This window comes from Sulfurospirillum sp. UCH001 (assembly GCF_001548035.1).
In the GTDB taxonomy this organism is placed as follows: domain Bacteria; phylum Campylobacterota; class Campylobacteria; order Campylobacterales; family Sulfurospirillaceae; genus Sulfurospirillum.
In genome coordinates, this window is the sequence record NZ_AP014723.1 from 2,450,700 (window position 1) to 2,470,190 (window position 19,491).

20 protein-coding genes are annotated in these 19,491 nt (G+C 41.4%); 14 read left to right on the forward strand and 6 right to left on the reverse strand.

Annotation, left to right across the window (positions count from 1 at the left end; genetic code table 11):
* Nucleotides 1-43 precede the first annotated feature (43 nt).
* The 3 genes from UCH001_RS12280 to UCH001_RS12290 are packed head-to-tail and all read left to right on the forward strand — an operon-like array spanning nt 44 to nt 2,183.
* Nucleotides 44-325, forward strand: a complete 282-nt coding sequence (locus UCH001_RS12280; RefSeq protein ID WP_067178265.1) for a YciI-like protein — start codon at nt 44-46, stop codon at nt 323-325.
* A gap of 39 nt (nt 326-364) precedes the next feature.
* Entirely contained in the window at nt 365-1,027 is a 663-nt protein-coding gene (locus UCH001_RS12285) for a response regulator transcription factor (RefSeq protein WP_067178267.1), read from the forward strand.
* A 13-nt stretch (nt 1,028-1,040) separates the two neighbouring features.
* Entirely contained in the window at nt 1,041-2,183 is a 1,143-nt protein-coding gene (locus UCH001_RS12290) for a HAMP domain-containing sensor histidine kinase (protein WP_067178269.1), read from the forward strand.
* Here UCH001_RS12290 and UCH001_RS12295 read toward each other — a convergent pair.
* From UCH001_RS12295 to UCH001_RS12305, 3 genes are read right to left on the reverse strand one after another with little or no spacing between them, the layout of a single operon-like run.
* Complete coding sequence (locus UCH001_RS12295; RefSeq protein WP_067178271.1) at nt 2,180-3,139, reverse strand: ABC transporter ATP-binding protein; 960 nt, start codon at nt 3,137-3,139, stop codon at nt 2,180-2,182. The genes UCH001_RS12290 and UCH001_RS12295 overlap by 4 nt on opposite strands.
* Nucleotides 3,136-4,698, reverse strand: coding sequence for an iron ABC transporter permease (locus UCH001_RS12300; protein WP_067178273.1), 1,563 nt, complete (start codon nt 4,696-4,698; stop codon nt 3,136-3,138). Before UCH001_RS12300 ends, UCH001_RS12295 begins: the two co-directional genes overlap by 4 nt.
* Complete coding sequence (locus UCH001_RS12305; protein ID WP_371258008.1) at nt 4,698-5,720, reverse strand: Fe(3+) ABC transporter substrate-binding protein; 1,023 nt, start codon at nt 5,718-5,720, stop codon at nt 4,698-4,700. Before UCH001_RS12305 ends, UCH001_RS12300 begins: the two co-directional genes overlap by 1 nt.
* Before the next feature lie 306 nt (nt 5,721-6,026).
* Between UCH001_RS12305 and UCH001_RS12310 the strand changes: the two genes are divergently transcribed.
* The 11 genes from UCH001_RS12310 (at nt 6,027) to mnmA (ending at nt 16,835) form a co-directional block, all read left to right on the forward strand.
* A complete protein-coding gene (locus UCH001_RS12310) occupies nt 6,027-6,254 on the forward strand; it encodes a DUF2061 domain-containing protein (RefSeq protein ID WP_067178274.1) in 228 nt (75 codons plus the stop codon).
* Complete coding sequence (locus UCH001_RS12315) at nt 6,251-6,946, forward strand: phosphoadenylyl-sulfate reductase (RefSeq protein WP_067178276.1); 696 nt, start codon at nt 6,251-6,253, stop codon at nt 6,944-6,946. The genes UCH001_RS12310 and UCH001_RS12315 overlap by 4 nt, the downstream gene beginning before the upstream one ends.
* 2 nt (nt 6,947-6,948) lie before the next feature.
* Nucleotides 6,949-7,827: a sulfate adenylyltransferase subunit CysD gene (cysD, locus tag UCH001_RS12320; RefSeq protein WP_067178278.1), complete on the forward strand. Its 879-nt coding sequence runs from the start codon at nt 6,949-6,951 to the stop codon at nt 7,825-7,827.
* Nucleotides 7,827-9,215: a sulfate adenylyltransferase subunit 1 gene (locus UCH001_RS12325; protein WP_067178279.1), complete on the forward strand. Its 1,389-nt coding sequence runs from the start codon at nt 7,827-7,829 to the stop codon at nt 9,213-9,215. Before cysD ends, UCH001_RS12325 begins: the two co-directional genes overlap by 1 nt.
* 79 nt (nt 9,216-9,294) lie before the next feature.
* Entirely contained in the window at nt 9,295-9,501 is a 207-nt protein-coding gene (gene thiS, locus UCH001_RS12330; protein WP_067178281.1) for a sulfur carrier protein ThiS, read from the forward strand.
* The gene (locus UCH001_RS12335) at nt 9,498-10,304 is read left to right on the forward strand and encodes a HesA/MoeB/ThiF family protein (RefSeq protein WP_067178282.1); all 807 of its coding nucleotides are present in this window, start codon (nt 9,498-9,500) and stop codon (nt 10,302-10,304) included. Before thiS ends, UCH001_RS12335 begins: the two co-directional genes overlap by 4 nt.
* Complete coding sequence (locus UCH001_RS12340) at nt 10,301-10,702, forward strand: M67 family metallopeptidase (protein ID WP_067178284.1); 402 nt, start codon at nt 10,301-10,303, stop codon at nt 10,700-10,702. The genes UCH001_RS12335 and UCH001_RS12340 overlap by 4 nt, the downstream gene beginning before the upstream one ends.
* Before the next feature lie 165 nt (nt 10,703-10,867).
* Nucleotides 10,868-13,156 carry a sulfurtransferase TusA family protein gene (locus UCH001_RS12345; RefSeq protein ID WP_067178287.1) on the forward strand — a complete coding sequence of 763 codons (2,289 nt, stop codon included), beginning with the start codon at nt 10,868-10,870 and terminating at the stop codon, nt 13,154-13,156.
* Nucleotides 13,153-14,421 carry a uroporphyrinogen-III C-methyltransferase gene (cobA, locus tag UCH001_RS12350; RefSeq protein ID WP_067178288.1) on the forward strand — a complete coding sequence of 423 codons (1,269 nt, stop codon included), beginning with the start codon at nt 13,153-13,155 and terminating at the stop codon, nt 14,419-14,421. The genes UCH001_RS12345 and cobA overlap by 4 nt, the downstream gene beginning before the upstream one ends.
* 10 nt (nt 14,422-14,431) lie before the next feature.
* Entirely contained in the window at nt 14,432-15,664 is a 1,233-nt protein-coding gene (locus tag UCH001_RS12355; protein WP_067178290.1) for an aminotransferase class V-fold PLP-dependent enzyme, read from the forward strand.
* A 151-nt stretch (nt 15,665-15,815) separates the two neighbouring features.
* A complete protein-coding gene (gene mnmA / locus UCH001_RS12360) occupies nt 15,816-16,835 on the forward strand; it encodes a tRNA 2-thiouridine(34) synthase MnmA (RefSeq protein ID WP_067178292.1) in 1,020 nt (339 codons plus the stop codon).
* A gap of 30 nt (nt 16,836-16,865) precedes the next feature.
* On the opposite strand, the gene UCH001_RS12365 is transcribed toward mnmA, so the two are convergent.
* The 3 genes from UCH001_RS12365 to UCH001_RS12375 are packed head-to-tail and all read right to left on the reverse strand — an operon-like array spanning nt 16,866 to nt 19,422.
* The gene (locus UCH001_RS12365) at nt 16,866-17,630 is read right to left on the reverse strand and encodes a sulfite exporter TauE/SafE family protein (protein ID WP_067178294.1); all 765 of its coding nucleotides are present in this window, start codon (nt 17,628-17,630) and stop codon (nt 16,866-16,868) included.
* A gap of 26 nt (nt 17,631-17,656) precedes the next feature.
* Complete coding sequence (locus UCH001_RS12370) at nt 17,657-18,364, reverse strand: hypothetical protein (protein WP_067178295.1); 708 nt, start codon at nt 18,362-18,364, stop codon at nt 17,657-17,659.
* Between the two features lie 11 nt (nt 18,365-18,375).
* On the reverse strand, nt 18,376-19,422 hold the full coding sequence (locus tag UCH001_RS12375; RefSeq protein WP_067178297.1) for an ethylbenzene dehydrogenase-related protein: 1,047 nt from the start codon (nt 19,420-19,422) through the stop codon (nt 18,376-18,378).
* Nucleotides 19,423-19,491 lie beyond the last annotated feature (69 nt).

Below are 19,491 nucleotides of genomic sequence, written 5' to 3' on the forward strand. Positions count from 1 at the left end.
CGGGTATAATATAACACATAAAAAATTTTCAGAGGGGATACTTATGTATTACATTCTTTTTTACAACTATGTTGATAACATCATTGAAAAACGTGTTCCTTTTAGAGAGGCGCATCTTGCCCTCGCAACCTCTTTCGTAGAGAGTGGAGAATTACTTCTTGGCGGTGCTTTTGCAAATCCCGCAGATGGTGCTATTCTTATCTTTAAAGTCGAAAATAAAGCACAAGTAGAAGCATTTGTCAAACAAGACCCCTATGTTCAAAACGGTCTTGTCACAAGCTGGAATATTCGCGAGTGGAGTGTCGTTGTGGGTGCAGCATTGTAATTGAAATATCTCTTTTAATTTTCATGTATAATGCCTTTTATGAAAATCCTACTCTTAGAAGATGACCCCATTCTTAGCGAAATTATTGAAGAGTTTTTAGTCGAACATGGCTTGCATGTGACACTCTTCTACGATGGTAAAGAAGCGCTTGATGCCATTTTTGAAAACAAATTTGACATCTTGGTCTTAGACATCAATGTTCCAAGCCTGAGTGGTTTTGAGCTTTTAAAAACGCTCAAAGACGCGAACATCACGACACCTGTCATCTTCATCACCTCATTGGATCAAATCAGCGATGTGAAAAAAGGCTTTGCCTTGGGAGCGGAGGATTACCTCAAAAAACCCTTTGAGCTTGAAGAGCTTTTGGTACGCATCGAACGTACCAAAAAACTGCATCATATCGAAGAAAACACCCTTGTGCATTTAGCACCGCAGATCAGTTACGATCCGCAAAATTTTCAGATCATCACACCTGAGCAAACGTACAATCTTCGCAAAAAAGAGGCACAGCTTTTGGAGTATTTTTTAGCGCATCAAAATCGTCTTTTGAGTTTTGAAGAGATCATCGAAGAGGTGTGGCGTTTTGATGAAGTACCTACACATTCAACGCTTCGTACCTACATCAAAAACTTGCGTAGTTTCGGGCTTGAGAGTCTTATAGAGAATATCAAAGGAGTAGGTTATCGCTTTAAGTGCTTATGAAAAACGCTCACTTTTGAGGTTTTTACTCATCTACCTTGGTTCTATTTACGCCTTTATCTGCCTACTCGCATGGATGTTTTACACCATCGAGATTAAAAACTTGCATGAAAATTATGCCCTTAAGATGCGTGCCACCGCTTCAAGCATCGCTCATAAAATCGTCACGGCGCACATGATGGAAGATGGAACCTTACACCAATGTCTTGCTAAAAATGCTCCTGAGATATGTTTTGGTTTAGAAAAAGAGTATCAACTTGGACTCTTTGGAGAAAACAATAAACCTTTACATGTCAGTTTTTCGGAGCCTATTGATTTTAGCAAAACCTTTTACCTCGAAAATGATAGTTTTTATACCCTAGATGAGAGCACACAAGGGCATCTTGGTATTCATACCATTGTTCTTAAGCACATGCATATCTCAAGCGCGGTGAATGCGCTTCATTCACAAGTGCTGCTCTATTTTTTACTCAGTCTTGCTTTTGCAACATTTTTGGGTTACGTACTTGCCAAACAATTTCTTAAGCCCATTCAAGAAGAGATCAACCATCTTGATACCTTTATCAAAGACTCCACACATGAGCTCAATACGCCTATTACAGCAATTTTGATGAGCATTGGAACGCTCAAAAATGTGGATGAAAAAAAACGTAAACGTATTGAACTCAGTGCCAAACGCATCGCAACGTTGTATGGCAATCTAAGCTTCATGCTGCTGCACGACAAACAAAATGAAGAGAAAAACGATGTCGATGTCAAAAAACTCATCGAGGAAAGAGTCGAGTATTTTGCGGATTTGATGGCGAGCAAACGCATCGATCTAAGCCTCACACTGGAAGAAAAAAGCCTGCATATCAACGAAGAGAGCCTCATCAAACTTATCGATAACCTGTTCTCAAACGCCATCAAGTATAACCGTTTGGGTGGAACTATCGAAGTGCTACTTGACTTTGAAAAGCTCAGTGTTAAAGACAGTGGCATTGGTATAGAAAGCTCGAAACTGGGCGACATCACCAAACGCTATAAACGTGCTAATAGCGACAAAGGTGGCTTTGGCATTGGTTTAGACATCGTGAACACCATCTGCAAAACCAATAGCTTTAGACTGGAAATAGACTCAAAAGAAAATGAAGGCTCAACGTTTCGCATCTACTTTTAAACAAAACGTATTAGACGACTCGCATCAATCTCAAACCCTATTGTATCGCCTACACTTAGGCTATCATCAAAGCTATATGCCATCAATGTCTCATTTTCACATTCCAAGGTGACTTCGTAAAAATTACCATAAAAGACTATCTCGCTTATGCGTGCTTTGTGCTCAAAATGCTCTCCTAAACGCACTGCATCCAAACGGCAATAGAGCTCTTTTTCACCTTGCATAAAGCATTGTGGTAACAGATTCATTTTGCCTAAAAAGTTGGCGCAATAAAGGGATGTCGGATGATTATAAATCTCTTTAGGTGTGCCTATTTGCAAAATATCTCCCCCATCCATAATAGCGATGCGGTCGGAGAGGTAAAACGCATCTTCTTTGTCATGGGTGATGAAAAGCGCTGTGATGCCAAAGAGTTTGATCATCTCTTTAAGCTCTGCCCTTAAAATGGCTCTTAGCTCGGTGTCAATGTTGCTCAGTGGTTCATCTAAGAGGAGAATTTTGGGCTTATCCAAAATGGCACGAGCAAGGGCAACGCGTTGTTGTTGACCACCACTGATTTCATGTGGGTATTTTGAAGCAAGGGCGTCTATCTTTGTTTTTTGCATCACCGCTAACACTTCATCTTTACTCGCTTTACTTCCAAAAGCGATGTTTTGTGCAATGTTTAGGTGCGGTAAAAGGGCATAATTTTGAAATACAATGGCAATGTCTCTTTGATTGGGTGGGAGGTTTGTTTTAGCACCAAATACGACTTTATCACCAATGCAAATTCTCCCACTATCGGGTGTTTCAAGACCACTTAGCATACGTAAAAGCGTGGTTTTTCCGCTCCCGCTTCTGCCCAAAATGGTAAAAATTTCACCTTCTTGGATAGAGAAAGTAACTTCATTGGCAACGCAAATGCTCCCTTTACAAAACCGTTTGTGTAAATTTTCAATGGTGACGATAAGTTTCATCTTCTACCTCGTACAAATTTTGAATTAAGTAATAAAACAGCAATGGCGGTTGTGCCCACCAATAAAAGCGATGGAAAAGCACTTTTATAGAGTATCTCGTTACTGGCTAGTTCGTAAATGCGAATCGCAATGGTGTCATAGTTAAAGGGTCTAAGAAGCAAAGTTGCGGGAAGCTCTTTGGCAAGGTCGATGTAGAGAATCAAAAAACCACTGAGCAAATAAGGTCGCATCAAAGGCAGATAGACTCTAAAAATGCGCTCAAACTCATCTGTTCCAAAAACCTTTGTCGCATCATCAATGCTTTTGTCGATCTTACTAAAACCGTTTTCAACTGAGCCTATACTTGCAGCAAAATAACGCGTCAAATAAGCAAAAACCAGCGCAACAAAAGAGCCTCCAAGCACCACTTTTCCAAGACTTTGGTCGATAAAATTGGTGAGAAGCAAAATGCCAATGCCCACAATCGCCCCAGGGATGGAGTAACCTAGCATGGAGAGTTTTTGACTTAGCACACCCCATCTGCTTGGATAAAACCGTGAAGCATAGACCATCATAAACGCTAAAGCGATGATGCATAAAGAAGAAATGCCATTAAGACTCAACGTGCGATACAAATAACCGAATGTTTCCCATTCTAGGGTGTGAAAATCAAGATAAAACCAGTACAAAAGTACACCCAAAGGGATGAAAAGCGTTACTGTGGCTATAAGCAGTGAGAGCATAAAAATCATGACATTTCTCCATCCTTTTAGCTTTATTTTCGCGGCTTTTTTGGCACTGTGTGTTGAGCTGATAAACCGAAACTTTGCTCTTAAGCGCGCTTCGCCAAACATCAAACCAAACACCACGACTAAAAGCATCATAGAGAGATTGATCGCCTCTTTTAAATTGCCATAGCCAAACCAACTTTTAAAAATGCCCACACTAAAGGTATCAACCCCAAAGTAAGCTACCGTACCGTAATCGCTTAACACCTCCATCAACGAGAGCACAAGCCCTGCAAAAATAGCGGGGTATGCCAAAGGCAGATAGACACTCCAAAACGCTTTGAGAGGAGAAAGCTGTTTTAGAGAAACCAGTTCAACCACGGTTGAAGAGATAGATGCAAACGAAACGCGTGCTAAGATGTAAACATAAGGAAACATCGCAAAAGAGAGAATGGCGATAACGCCGTAGATAGTTAAAATATCGAGTTTAAATTTTGGAAGCCCTAGAAGTGTGGAAAGGATGCCATGAAACTCAAAAAATCCCACATACGTATAGCCGATGATGTAGGCAGGAAACGATAAAGGCAGTACAAAAGCAAGCGTAAAAAAACGGCTTCCTGTGTACTCAAAACGCGCACTCATAAATGCTGTACTGATGCCCAAAAGCAGCACTAAAAAAGCCGCTCCAAGGAGAATAAAAAGCGTATTTTTTGCATAGAGTAAAAGCTCTGAAGCATGAAAATTTGCAACTGAAACATTACCTTGTATCATAAAATAGATGAACAGTGCAAAAATAGGTAGAGCAATGAGTAGCCCCAAAGAAGGGGCTAGCGCGTATTTAAGTTTTTGCATTATCGCCAATTTGCCTTTGTTGCGACTTCCACCGCTTTTTTGTTGTATTTGCCAACTTCACTGAGTGGTAAAGTGTCTTCTTTAAATGCTCCAAACGTTGCAACCGTACCAGAAGCTTTGACTGCTGGATTTGCAGGGTATTCATGGTTGGCTTCTGCAAAGAGTGTTTGTGCCTCAACACTGCTTAAAAACTCGATGAGCTTCATCGCATTTTCTTTGTTTTTCGCATACTTTGTCACACCCGCACCACTGATGTTGATGTGTGCACCTTCGGCATTTTGAGCAGGAAAGTAAAGCTTAACACTTTTAGCTACTTCAACATCTTTTGGGTCTTTGCTGTTCAGCATAACACCTAAATAGTAGGTATTGACGATAGCTAAATCCCCCTCGCCGCTTGCCACGGCTTTGATTTGGTCTCTGTCATTTCCTTTTGGCTCTCTGGCTAAATTGGCAACTAACCCTTTGGCAAACTCTAACGCTTTGGCTTCACCATGATTTGCGATGATGGACGCTAAGAGCGATTTATTGTACGCGGCAGATGAACTGCGTGTTAAGATTTTGCCTTTAAACTTTGGATCACTAAGATCAAGGTAACTTCCAAGCTCTTTTTCGGAGAGTTTCTCTGGGTTATACACAAAAATACGTGCACGTTTTGTCAAGCCAAACCACTCATTATCAGCATCTCTTAAATGGGCTGGTATGTTTGCACTCAGTACTTTAGAGTCGATTTTTTGAAGTAAACCCTCTTCTTTGGCTTCGTATAAATTGCCTATATCCGAAGTAATGAGCATATCTGCCGGGCTATTTGCGCCCTCAATTTTGAGTTTTGAAACCAACTCTTCTGCTTTTGCCGTAATCACATTGACCTTAATGCCACTTTTTTCTTCAAAGGCTTTAAAAAGTGCTTTGTCGCTATCGTAATGACGATGCGAATAGACATTGACTTCTGTGCTTGCAAATGCCATCGATACGGCCAAACTGAGACCTACTATCATCTGAAGAAAAGATATTCCACGTTTCATAAAAATCCTTTTATTTATTTTTTCGTCGAAATAATATGCCAATAAACCTTTAAACAAACATAATAACTATTATCAATTTAGTAGTTAAATATGCATTTTATTCTTTATAGATTTACTATACTTTATAGTATCTTTACTCAATTTTTCTAATTTTTAGGGATTTTTATTCTTTCAGTAAAATGCGGTATTATCATAATTGAGAGTCTATTGAGACGACAAGCTATTTTATACATTAGTATTTTTATAAACTTACTTGACAATAGGTGATTAAAATGGTATGATTCTGAAAATTTTAAAGGAGGCAACATGGTTGAGCATAAAAAACGAAGTATTGCAAAAGCAATTTCTTGGAGAACACTTGGAACTGTTGACACCATGTTGATTAGTTTTATCGTCACAGGAAGCCCGCTTGCTGCTGTTTCTATCGGAGCATTCGAGCTTATCACCAAAACATTGCTTTACTATTTTCATGAACGCGCGTGGAATAAAATCAATTTTGGTAGAGAAAAACCACAACCTGAGTATCAAATATGAGTCAAAGTTATGAAATCAAAATCGCAGAAGCGATTAATGCACTTCAAGAACTTGTTGGAGCGAAAGCTCTTAAAGTTACATTGGCGTTTAGCCATCAAAGCGAAGATGCCATCAACATTTCACTGGCGCAAAAAGCAGGCATTGATTTTGATGTTTTTACGCTTGAAACGCATAAACTTTTTGAGGAATCTTTAGCCTATCAAAAAGAGATCGAAGCATTTTTTGGTGTAGAGATTAAAAGTTTTAGCGCAAGCGATGAAGAGATTAAGGCATTAGAAGAAAAAGTTGGAGAATACGGCATCTTTGATGATATCAATTTACGCAAAGAGTGTTGTCGCGTGAGAAAACTTGTTCCTTTGGCTAAGGCTCTTAAAGGCTATCATGGTTGGATTAGCGGTATCAGAATCGCTCAGTCAATCACCAGAAGCGATACAAAGTTAATGGAGTTTGATGACAATTTCAAACTTCTCAAGTTCAACCCACTGGCTCATTTTAGCGATGAGGATGTTGAGCGCTATATGCGTGAAAATGACATTCCACAAAGTGCCTTGTACGCTAAAGGTTTTAAAAGCATCGGATGTAAGCCGTGTACAAGAGCCATCAAGGAAGGCGAAGACATCAGAGCAGGCAGATGGTGGTGGGAAAACCCAGAACATAAAGAGTGCGGATTGCATCTGCATAAGGAGAAATAGTAATGGATCATTTAGACAGACTTGAAGCTCAGAGTATCTATATTTTGCGAGAAGCGTATCGAAGCTTCCCAAACCTTGCCATGCTTTGGAGCATCGGTAAAGATAGCACGGTACTGTTGTGGCTCACACGAAAAGCATTTTTTGGACATGTGCCCTACCCATTGGTACACATTGATACAGCGTTTAAAATTCCTGAAATGATTAGATACCGCGATGAGATCGCCGTACAGTGGGACTTAAACCTTGTGGTTGGACAAAACAAAGAAGCCTTGGCAAAAGGAGAAACCTTTGTGAATGGACTTGATCGCCTTAGCTGCTGTAAAAAACTCAAAAGTGACGCGCTTAAGTACACGCTTGATGGTACATGGGCACGTCGCAAATGGAACCCTTACAAAAAAGTATGGGAAGATGAGTTAAACGGAGCACCTTATACAGGTGTTATCGTGGGTGTTAGAGCGGATGAAGAGGGAAGTAGGTCTAAAGAGCGCGTCTTTTCAGCACGCGATGAAAAAAGCGAATGGGATGCCAGTACCCAACCACCAGAGCTGTGGAATCAGTACAAAACCGATTTTGCACCAGGCACACACGTGCGCATTCACCCACTCTTAGAGTGGACGGAGCTCAATATTTGGGAGTACATCGAGAGGGAGAATATTCCTATAATTTCACTCTACTTTAATAACGGCAATGGCAAACGTTACCGCTCTTTAGGATGTTTCCCATGTACGGCGCCTGTGGATTCAGAAGCGCGTAACCCAAAAGAGATTATTGAAGAACTAACCTCTGGAAAGTTCAAAGACATCGCAGAACGCTCAGGTCGTGCCCAAGATAAAGATGGTGGCGGAACGTTAGAGGCACTAAGAAAAGAAGGATATATGTAATGCAAAGACTCAATATTGTCATCACAGGGCACGTCGATCACGGTAAAAGCACGCTCATCGGGCGTCTGCTTGCCGACACAGACTCATTGCCACAAGGAAAACTAGAGAGTGTGAAAAAGATGTGTGAAAACAATGCACGTCCTTTTGAGTATGCCTTCTTGCTAGACGCTCTTGCCGATGAGCAAAAACAAGGCATTACCATTGATAGTGCGCGTGTCTTTTTCCAAAGTAAAAAACGAGAGTACATCATCATCGATGCTCCTGGTCACATCGAATTTTTAAAAAATATGATCAGTGGAGCGTCTCGTGCAGAGGCAGCACTACTTCTTATCGATGCCAAAGAAGGTGTAGCGGAAAACTCTAAGCGTCATGGTATGTTGCTTTCACTTTTAGGCATCAAACAAGTGGCAATTGTCGTTAACAAAATGGACTTGGTGAACTTTAGTGAAATCGCCTTTAACAAGCTCAAAATAGAGTACAGCGAATACCTAGCAACCCTAGGCATTAAGAGCGATATTTTTATACCGATCAGCGCACGTGAAGGTGTAAACCTTATCGAACACTCTGGCTCAACGCCTTGGTATAAAGGACCAACTGTTTTAGAAATTTTAGACAGTTTTACAAGCGTCGAAGAAAAAGAGAACGATGACTTTAGAATGCCGTTACAAGACGTGTACAAGTTTACCCGTGACAACGATGATAGACGTATCTATGCGGGAACGGTCACCAGTGGCGAACTCAATGTAGGCGATGAAGTGGTCTTTTACCCTTCTCTTAAGCGTTCACGTGTAGCGAGTATCGAGAGTTTTAACACCTCTGTGAAAACACGTGTTAAAGAAAGTGAAGCCGTTGGTTTTACGCTTCAAACGCAAATTTATGTACGTAACGGTGAAGTAGTTGCTCGTGCCGATCAGAGTGCTCCAAAAGTGAGCAATCGTTTTGAAGCCAACCTTTTCTGGTTGGGTGCAAAACCACTAGAACTCGATAAACCGTACAAAATCAAGATAGGTTCGGCGCAAAGCACCATCTATCTAGAAGAGATCAAGCGCGTCATCGATGGCGATACGCTCGATCGTGCCGATGAGCCAAGTGTGGGACGTCATGAAGCAGCGTGCGTCATTTTTAGAGTGCATGACCTTTTGGCAATGGAACTCTTTGCTGAAAACCAAAAGCTAGGACGTTTTGTCATCGTCGATGAGTTTGATATCGCAGGTGGTGGTATCATTACAGAAGTACTAGAACAATACAGCAATCGTCGCACAAAGACCAGCACTATTGCAAACACTTTGGTGGAAAAAGTGGGTGAAAATGCCAATTTTGAAGAAGAGTTATTTGAACTTCTTCGTAAATATTTTCCACATCAGTTTTCTACCGACTCAGTCGGTTAGCTTTAGTGCCACAGCGGCTAGCGTAGCCAAAGAAGCTTTGCTTTTTTGGCGTGATAAAATAATTAAAAGAGGATACACAATGAAATTAACGATTAACGGTGATGTAAAAGAGATTAAAGACGGAGTAACACTTCCAGAGTTACTCATTATCGAAAATGTTGAGCAACCTGACATGGTCTCTGTTCAACTTAATGATGAGTTTATCAGACAAGATGAACACAAAAGTGTTGTGCTTAAAGATGGCGATGAAATCAACTTTTTATACTTCATGGGAGGTGGCGCGTGAGAGATTTTACGGACGAAGAATTAGAGCGTTATTCACGCCACATTATCCTTCAAGATGTTGGTATCGAAGGGCAAGAAAAAATTGCAAATTCTAAAGTGTTGGTCATTGGTGCAGGCGGGCTTGGTTCTCCTGTAGCACTTTACCTAGCCGCTGCAGGTGTAGGTGAAATTGGCATCGTGGATGGTGACGTGGTTGATTTGAGCAATCTTCAACGCCAAGTCATTCACACAACTGCTGATGTAAGTGTACCTAAAGTGCTCTCCGCCAAAGCGAAGATGGAAGCCATTAACCCCAATGTAAAAGTAACGGTCTATCAAAAGTTTTTGGATGCATCGAACATCTTAGACATCGTGAAAGGCTACGACTTCGTTATCGATGGAACGGACAATTTTTCATCAAAATTCTTGATTAACGATGCGTGTATCTTAGCAAACGTACCGTATTCTCACGGTGGTATTTTGCGTTTTGGTGGACAGACGATGACCATTAAACCTGGTCAAAGTGCATGTTATGCGTGTGTATTTGACAGCCCTCCTCCAGCCAATGCCATTCCTACATGCTCAAGTGCGGGCATTTTAGGAGCGGTTGCGGGTATGCTGGGAACGATTCAAGCCGCAGAAGCGTTAAAATACATCGTTGGTGTAGGTGAACCACTGTATAATAGACTCTTAACGTTTGATGCAAAAACGATGAACTTTAGAAATGTGAATTTCAAAAAGAACCCTAAATGCCGTGTATGCGGTGGCGAAGGCATCAAAGAGATTAGAGACTACGAAGCCGTTGTATGTGAGGCAAAATTATGATAAAAATCCCTAACAGTGCGTACAATGAGATGGTTCTCCACGCACTAAAAGATAAACCCATTGAAGCGTGTGGTTATCTTGCTGGGCTTAATGGCGAAGTGAAATATGCCATCCCTATGAAAAATACGGATGAGAGCAACGAACACTTTAGCTTTGACCCACAAGAACAGTTTGATGTGTTTAAAAAGACACAAAAAGAGGGGCTTCGTTTGATTGGGGTGTACCATTCACACCCTGAAACCCCTGCACGTCCAAGTGAAGAAGACATTCGTTTGGCGTATGATCCTAATGTGAGCTATGTGATTATCTCACTTGCGGGTGCAGAGCCTGATATGAAGTCATTTATTATTAAAAACAAAACGGTTGAAAAAGAAGAAATTGAAATAATTTTAGATTGATGAAAAAGGCGCGTAGAAAAAATCCGAATAAAACACTTTGAGCCGATGGGACGAATAAGCGGAGCGTTTCGGGGCTCCCATCGTGGCTCAACCGTGTTGCAAGAGGGTTTATTTTGAAGCTGCTTTCTTCATAAAAACGTTTACCTGTAACAACAAGGAGTTACGATGAGCAGATATGAAATTCCCCAAATGGTCTATGATGACCTTGCTACGTTCAAAAAAAACCATGCCGATTTTTTAGCAGGCAAACTTGATGAACTTACCTTTAAAACAATGCGTGTTCCTTTTGGTGTTTACGAGCAACGTGAAGCCAACACCTTTATGGTACGTATCAAACTTGCAGGTGGTATCGTTACCCCAAAACAGCTTTTAACATTGGCTGATTTAGCACAAAAGTACGCGCATGAAGCCATTCACATCACCACGCGTGGTGGTGCACAACTCCACTACGTGAAGATTGAAGATATTATTGCTATTATCGAAACCTTGCACAGTATTGACCTTAGCGGTCGTGGCGGCGGAGGAAATACCGTTCGTAATATCATGGCAGACCCACTTGCAGGTACTGCACCTGATGAAGTGTTTGATGTCTCACCTTACGCACTTACACTCACCTCTAAAATGCTAGAACAAAAAGACTCTTTTGCGCTTCCACGAAAATTCAAAATCACGTTTAGTGGCTCAGAAGCAGACCGTGGTTACGCGACCATCCATGACGTTGGATTTATCGCTAAAATCCAAGATGGTGTAAAAGGCTTTAAACTCTTTACCGCGGGTGGTATGGGTGCAAAATCTCGTTTGGGAACGAAACTTCGTGATTTCGTGCCAGACACTGAGGTATTCCTCTACTCTCAAGCCATCAAACAAGTGTTTGACAAATACGGCAACCGTAAGAACAAACACGCCGCGCGTCTTCGCTTCTTGTTTGAAGATTTAGGGTTGGAAGAGTTTAATAAACTTCTTGAAGTTGAATTAGAAGCAGTAAAAGCCAAAGGCGATTGGGAACTTCCTATCACTGAGATTGAAAGAACAGTAGGCGATACCACGCATGAGCCATTTAGCGTTCCTGAAAACATAAAAAAATGGTGGAACCGTTACGTGTATGCCCAAAAACAAGCCGGTTTTTATGGCTGTAAAGTACCCGTGCATTTAGGCGACATTCACTTTGAAAACGCACGTGCTCTTGCAAATGCGCTTCTGCCATATGGAGAAGATGTTATGCGTTTTACGGGTGACCAAAACCTCTACATCCGTAACCTCACAGGTCCACAAATGGCAAGTTTGCATGACATCTTGCAAGCCTTCTCTAAAGATGTGGCAAAACCAACCCTCTTTGGTGATATGGTAGCGTGTACAGGTGCTGCAACATGTCAGTTAGGTATTGCTCGTCCTCGTGGTGCAGTCGATGCGATTCAAAAACGTCTTAATAAACTCATCGATGAGCGTGACTATGACGCCCTTCAAGGCTTTAAAATTCATTTATCGGGTTGTCCAAACAGTTGTGGTAAACACCTCATCGGGGATCTTGGTTTCTTTGGAAAAGTCCAACGTAATGAAGGCTACTCTTACCCAGCATACAACGTTGTTGCAGGCTCACGCACGTCAGGTGATGGCAGTGTTTACGCACAAAAAGCAGGCGATGTCGCAGCGTTTCATGTGCCAGCTTTTGTTGAAGAAGTGCTCGATACATGGCTAAAACACGTAAAAGCCTATAAAAGTTTTGCGGATTGGATTGATGATGGCGGACTTGCGATTATCACTGAAATCAGTAAAAAATACGTGGATATTCCATCGTTCAAAGAAGATAAAAACCCATACTTTGACTACGATGCCGTGGAACTCTTCTCTTTAAAAGGTCGCGGTACAGGTGAATGTAGTGCAGGTATGTACGACCTCATCGAAGCCGATAAAAAAGCTCTTAAAGAGGCACTTGAGAAAGAAGAGAAAAATTTTGAGCTGATTCGTCTTCTCTCCGCTCGTATGCTTTTAGTGACTCGTGGTGAAGATGCACGCGATAAAGAGGCCGTACTTAAGGCATTTAAACAACACTTTATCGAAACAACACTTCTGAATGCTTACTTTGGGACAATGTTAGAGGGTGATGCGGATGAGAAATCGATTGAGCTCGCGGAAGAAGTCATTAAACTCTATGAAACAATGGATCATACGCTAAAATTTGCGAAAGAGAAAGAGCTAGCCGCGGCAGCAGCAACAGAAGCAAAACCAGTAGCTTCGGCACACTTTAAGGATCTTAGTGGTGTAGCGTGCCCAATGAACTTTGTCAAAACCAAAATGGAACTCTCTAAAATCGGCAGTGGCGAAGTCTTGGAAATTTTACTGGATGATGGAGCACCGATTGATAACGTCCCAAAATCTGTTGCGAGTGAAGGTCACACCGTCGAGGCAACCACTAAAGAGGGTAACGGCTGGCGTGTAAGGATCGTGAAAAAATGAGTACCCTAGGCATTGCACTCACGCCGAAACGCACGCTTTTGATCGGAGCTGGCAAAGTCGCAGCGCAGAAAGCACGAGTGCTTGATAGTCTTGATTTTGCGTATGAAATTGTTGCAGAATCAAGACTTGATGCCTACTTTGAAACCAAAAAACTACGCCTCAAGCCTTTTGAAGATGCTGATGCAGAGGGCTTTGAGGTGATTATCGATGCGACGGGTAATGAGCATGTGACCAACCGTCTTGTAGCCCTTAAACCTCATCTTCATTTCTGGCTCAATGTCGTCGATGTTCCAGAGCTCTGTGATTTTTACTTTAGTGCCCTTACGCGCCGTGGCGACATCCAAGTCGCCGTCAGTAGTGGCGGTAGTTCGCCTACCTTAGCGCAAGTCATTCGTGATAAGATAGAACGTCTTTTACCCCGTGAACTCACCTCTTTGATAGAACGCCTCAAAAACGAGCGTAAAAAGCCTGATCGCGATCTTGAAAACTTAAAAACTATCGCTAAAGAGGGTGTGGGGAAAGTGTTCCTCATCGGTTGTGGAACAGGCTACATGGGCAATCTCACCTTAGATGCACTAAACGCTTTTGAGCTTTTAGATGTTGCTCTAGTCGATGCTCTGGTATCTCCTGAAATTCGAGCTCTCATCCCTGCTTCGTGTAAAATCGTTGATGTGAGCAAAAAAAAGGGTTTTCACTCTAAAACACAAGATGAAATCAACGCACTCTTACTCGAATACGCCAAACAAGGCTTGGTGGTTGGACGTCTTAAAGGTGGCGACCCACTTCTGTTTGGTCGTTTGGGTGAAGAGAAGCAGATCTTGGTGCGACATGGCATCGCTTTTGAAGTAATCAATGGCATTACCTCAGCTCTAAGATCGTGTACGGTTTCAGGTATCGTTCCTACGATTCGCGATATTTCCAAAGGGGTCAGCATTGTTTCTGCACACCTAAGGGAGACACTATTTAATGATGAGTGGATACCGCTCATTCGTCAGCCTTTACACACGGTTATCGTATTAATGGCGCACAGTTTTGCGAAAAAAATTGAAGATGCCATCGCAAAAGAAGGCATTGATGAAAACCTTCCTGCCGCATTTGTCTCGAAAATTGACCTGCCTGATCAGGTGACCATAGTGGGAACTGTGGGAAAATTAGATAAAATGAGTACTTTATGTGCTACTCCTGCCGTGCTCATCATTGGTGAGTGTGTCGCAAAAGAGAACATAATACCTGCCGAAAATAGCGGCAAAATTATTTATATATAAAGAGGATTTTATGGGATTTACCACCAAAGCATTGCATGCCAAACCAACAAATAAAGATACTTATGGCGCAATGCGCTTTCCCATCTACCAAAGCTCAGCCTTTGAGTTTGAAAAAGCAGAAGATTTGGAGGCCGTTTTTAAAGGTCAAAAGATGGGACATGTTTACACACGCTCTTCAAACCCTTCTATTGAAGAGTTTGAACTCAAAGTTAAAACTATCAGCGGTGCTTTTGGAGTTATCGCTACGGCAACAGGTATGGCAGCCATTTCAAATGCTCTTTTTGCGCTGGTAAAAAGTGGTGACAACATCATCACGACGAGTTTCCTTTTTGGCAACACACTCTCTTTGTTCCAAACACTGTTCAGTGATTTTGATGTGGAAGTACGCTATGTTGATGTGAACGATCTTGAGGCTATTAAGAAAAATATCGATGCTAGAACACGTCTTCTTTTTTGCGAAAGTGTGAGCAATCCACAACTCATCGTACCTGATTTCTTGGCTATCAAGAGCGTGCTTAAAGAATATAACATTCCATTGATCGTCGATACGACAATGACACCATGGAATATCTTCGATGCCCGCAAAAATGGTGTTGATGTGGAGATTATCTCTGCAACAAAATACCTCAGTGGTGGTGGTCATGTTTTAGGTGGACTTATTGTTGACAATGGTACGTTTAATTGGAAAAATCATGCAAACTTGGAACCATTTTTCAAAAAATTTGGTCCTTTTGCTTTTATGGCACGCCTTCGTAAAGAGACTTTTAGAAACCTTGGAGCTACACTTACAGCTCAAAGTGCATACCTGTTAAGTCTTGGTCTTGAAACATTGGATTTAAGAGTTCAAAGAAGTTGTTCCAATGCTCTTGCCGTTGCAAAACATCTCCAAGAAAGAAGCGAGGTCATAAGTGTTGACTACCCACTTTTAGAGGGTTCTCGCGCTTATGCCAATGCTTCAAAACAGTTTAGTGGTGGTGGGGCGATCGTAACGTTTAGCCTTGCAAATAAAGAGAAAGCCTACACATTTTTAAATAATCTTTCTATCATCAAGCGCGGAACAAACATTCAAGACAATAAATCGCTTGCCATTGCTCCGTATCATACGATTTATGCTGAGTACAGCGATGAGCAAAAAGCTTCGTATGAACTCAATGAGGGAATGATTCGTCTTTCTGTAGGTATCGAGGATTTGGAAGACTTGATCGCCGACATCGATAAAGCACTTGAAATTTCTGCCTCATAAGAGGCAAGCTTCCGTTCCACAGTGGCTAACGTAGCCTAGAGAGCTTCGCTTTTTAGGCGTATAAAATAATAACGGTGCCCTATTTTGGGCTAACTCGAAACGTAAAGACTTTTACTCTTTAGACGTCGAAATAAAAGAGGTTATATACTATATGAAAATTGCACTACTAATGAGCGGAGGAATTGACTCAAGTTATTCTGCTTATCTGTTAAAACAAGAAGGTCATGAGGTTGTGGGAATTTATCTTAAACTTCATGAAGATGAGAATAAACACAAAATTAACATCGCCAATATTGAAAAAGTGAGCCACCATCTGGGCATTGAAACACACATCATCGATGCTAAGGCTCTTTTTAAAGAACATGTCTATGACTACTTTGTGCGCTCCTATGAACAAGGGTTAACGCCCAACCCATGTGCCTTTTGTAACCCAAGAATGAAATTTGGTTTTGCGTTTGAAAAGGCAATGGAACTTGGCTGTGAAAAAATCGCAACAGGGCATTATGCCAGAGTAAAAGACGGTCATATCCAAGAAGCGTATGACATGAGCAAAGACCAAAGCTACTTCCTTTTTGGACTCAAAAAAGAGGTCATTGAAAAGATTCTTTTTCCACTCGGTGGCATGAAAAAAGAGGACATTAAACCTATCGCTCTTGAAAAACTGCCTTGGCTTGGAACGCTTGAAACCTACAAAGAGTCTCAAGAGATCTGCTTTGTGACAGACACCTACATTGAGGTTTTAAAAAAACATCTCAATGTCGATCAAAAAGGTGTTGTCAAAGATACCAGTGGCAAAGTCATTGGAGAACACAAAGGCTACATGCACTACACCATCGGTAAACGAAAAGGTCTTACCATCAATGGTGCACATGACCCACATTTTGTTGTGGGCATTGATGCTAAAACCAACACTGTTGTTGCAGGTACCAAAGAAGAACTTCTTCAAAAACGTGTCGTAGCCAGTAACTTCTCTTTGCCTGATGATTTTAAAGAGGGAATTTATGGTGTGAAAGTACGCTACAGAAGCCCACAAGCAAAAGCACATGTAAAAATTGAGGGTGATAAAATCATCGCAGAATTAGAAACAGGCGTTTACGGTCTTGCAAGCGGTCAAGCGCTTGTGGTTTACCAAGACGATTTAGTCTTAGGCGGCGGTTGGATCGAAGCGTAAAAAAGTAGTTTTGTAGCTTTATAAACAAAGCTACAAAACCCCTAAAATCAGTAAAAAAGCCACACTCCCCAACATCCACGCTACCACAAAGCGAATAAACTCAATACTCACTTTTTTAAGAAAATACTTTCCAATCAATGTTCCTATAAAAGCACTGACTATCGCCACTACGATCATCTGCCACTGAGCAAGTGCACTTTGCCAATGGCTTGCATACAAACTCAAACGAGAAAGATCCACAACAACGGCAATGCTCACACCAGTGGCTAAAAAAACCTCTTTGGAGAGAGCATTTTGGGTTAAAAAAAGACTACGAAAAGCACCTTGATGACCACTAAGTCCTCCAAAAAACCCACTGAGCATTCCTCCAAGCCAAAGCTTTTTGAAAGCACTTGGAACATGCAGTGTTGAGTTTGACTCCAAGACTAAAAAGAGAGCTATCACCAAGCCGATAATCACTTTAAGTGGTGTCACGTGTCCGGTAATGTCAAAAAAGGTGTAAACAAATTCCCATTTCCACTCACTTAAAGATTCCAAACACCATGCTCCTAAAAAGGCAAAGATAACCGCAGGAATGCCAAAACGAAGTAAGATAGGAAAATTGCTATAGCGAGCAAGAAGCGCAAATTTAAGAAGGTTATTGGAAAAGTGAACAATCGCCGTTATCGCAATAGCGATAGGAAGCGGAAAAAAGAGCGCAATAATGGGCATAAGCAATGTGCCTAAACCAAAACCGGAGAAAAAAGTAAGTAGTGAAGCCACCAAGGCGACACTTGAAATAAGTAATATCTCCATCAAAACCCTTTAGAGGAAAAGAAGGGTTACCCCTCCTTTTTCCAAATATTAGCCAAAACAAGCACACTCATCAAGAGAATCGATGAAACCATCACTCCTCCCATTGCAAAGATGAGATACACAAGCTGTGGGACAAACTTTGAAAACCACCATGAAAAGATATCTAAAAATGCACCACCAAACGAAGCAGCGATGATGAGTGTTCTTATACTCTCTTTATAAGTTGTATAGGCAAACATCAATGTCACCAAAATCAAAAAGGTCGAAATCCCAAACATATGAATATGCGCCTGTTTAGACATCTTTGACCATGAATACCCCGCTTCCGTATGGCTCATCACTTGCTCATACGTATCAAACGGCATTGAAGGAATGGCTCGACTCATTTTAGAGGTTTTACTATGACAATTCGCACAATCATTTTGAATGATTTTCCATGCATCATCATAGAGTTTTCCCTCTTTTTTAGCCCCCTCTTTGATCCAGTTATGCACGGTGTCAATGTCTGAATCATCTGTTACTTCTTTATACATGCTCCCTTTCATCGCTGAGACGATGGAAGGCATCGTATATTTGTTTTGAATCTGTGAAATAGTAGGAATATTAAGTCCTGCTTTTTCGCCAGAGAGTTCAAGCCCTAACAGTATGACCGAGGAAATCGTTGCGGTTATCACAAAGAGCAAAAACAGCGAAATCGCTGTTTTTGCCGGTGTGTTGAGTTGTTGAATCGACACACGCTCTCCTTTTACTTAAATTTTAACTCAATCGCTCCATCATGGTAAACATGGTTGATTTGAGAGTTGTCAAATGCCGCTACACCAAAGAAATACGGCTTTTTAAGATCATTAAACTGTACATCTTGCTCAGCATCTTTTGGGGCAGTTGTCACAAGGGCTCTTTTCATAACCAGTGTCCACTTACCATCTTTCCAAACCGCACTCGTTTCAATGTCACCTGCTGAACCTGTATGTTTAGTGACGATTGGTCCAGGAATTTTATCACCAGGTTTGAAGGTATCTACAAACGGAACTTTGTTCTCGTCTTTGATCGAACCAATGGCATTATCTTTTGGGTCTTTATTCATAAAAGCAGGACCTGTTTTTGCCTCATTGATGTTGTTTTTATAGCCGCCACTCTCTTGCGCATCACCTTTTCTTCCCCACTCTTTATTGAGTTTTGGATCATTGGTGCTGTCCACATACTGGTCATGCGTTTGATTAAATGACAAGCCCGTTCTTACCCCTTTCCAGTGCCACATATCGATAGTTTCACCTGGATTGTTGGTATATTTTCGACCCGCAGAGGTATCATCAAAACCATTATTTTTGCCATCTTTGGTAATGTGACAGGCGATAGCACACCCTTTTTTCTCAAAGCCTTTGGTGTTGATATTCCAGAAAAGTGCCGCTTTGTCTTCATAGTACGTATTGTCTTGACCTGCTTGATCTAACACTTTAAGCTGTTTCCATGAGCCATCTTCTTGTTTGACCCACGGTTGTCTGTCTATACTGTATGTTGGGTCATCATACTGGAGTTTGATGTAGATATTTTTATCATCATAAAGTGATTTAATCACTGCGGTTGATTTAAGCATTCCCTTGTAACCATCAGGCTTATAAGGCGTTTCTGTAAGTGGAACACTGATCTCTTTTGCTTTTGTCCAAGCAGCATCACTCGCATCAAGACTTGCAGGTGTGCCTTTCACACTCTCCAATGTCGCAATACCTGCCCCAAACAGAGTTGTTCCTCCCAAGATAGCACTTGCCAAAACCATAGAAGATAATTTCTTCATGTAGAACTCCTTTTGTAAATGTGAAAAGAAGTATCGCATTGTTTTATTTCGTCAATATTAACGCTAGAT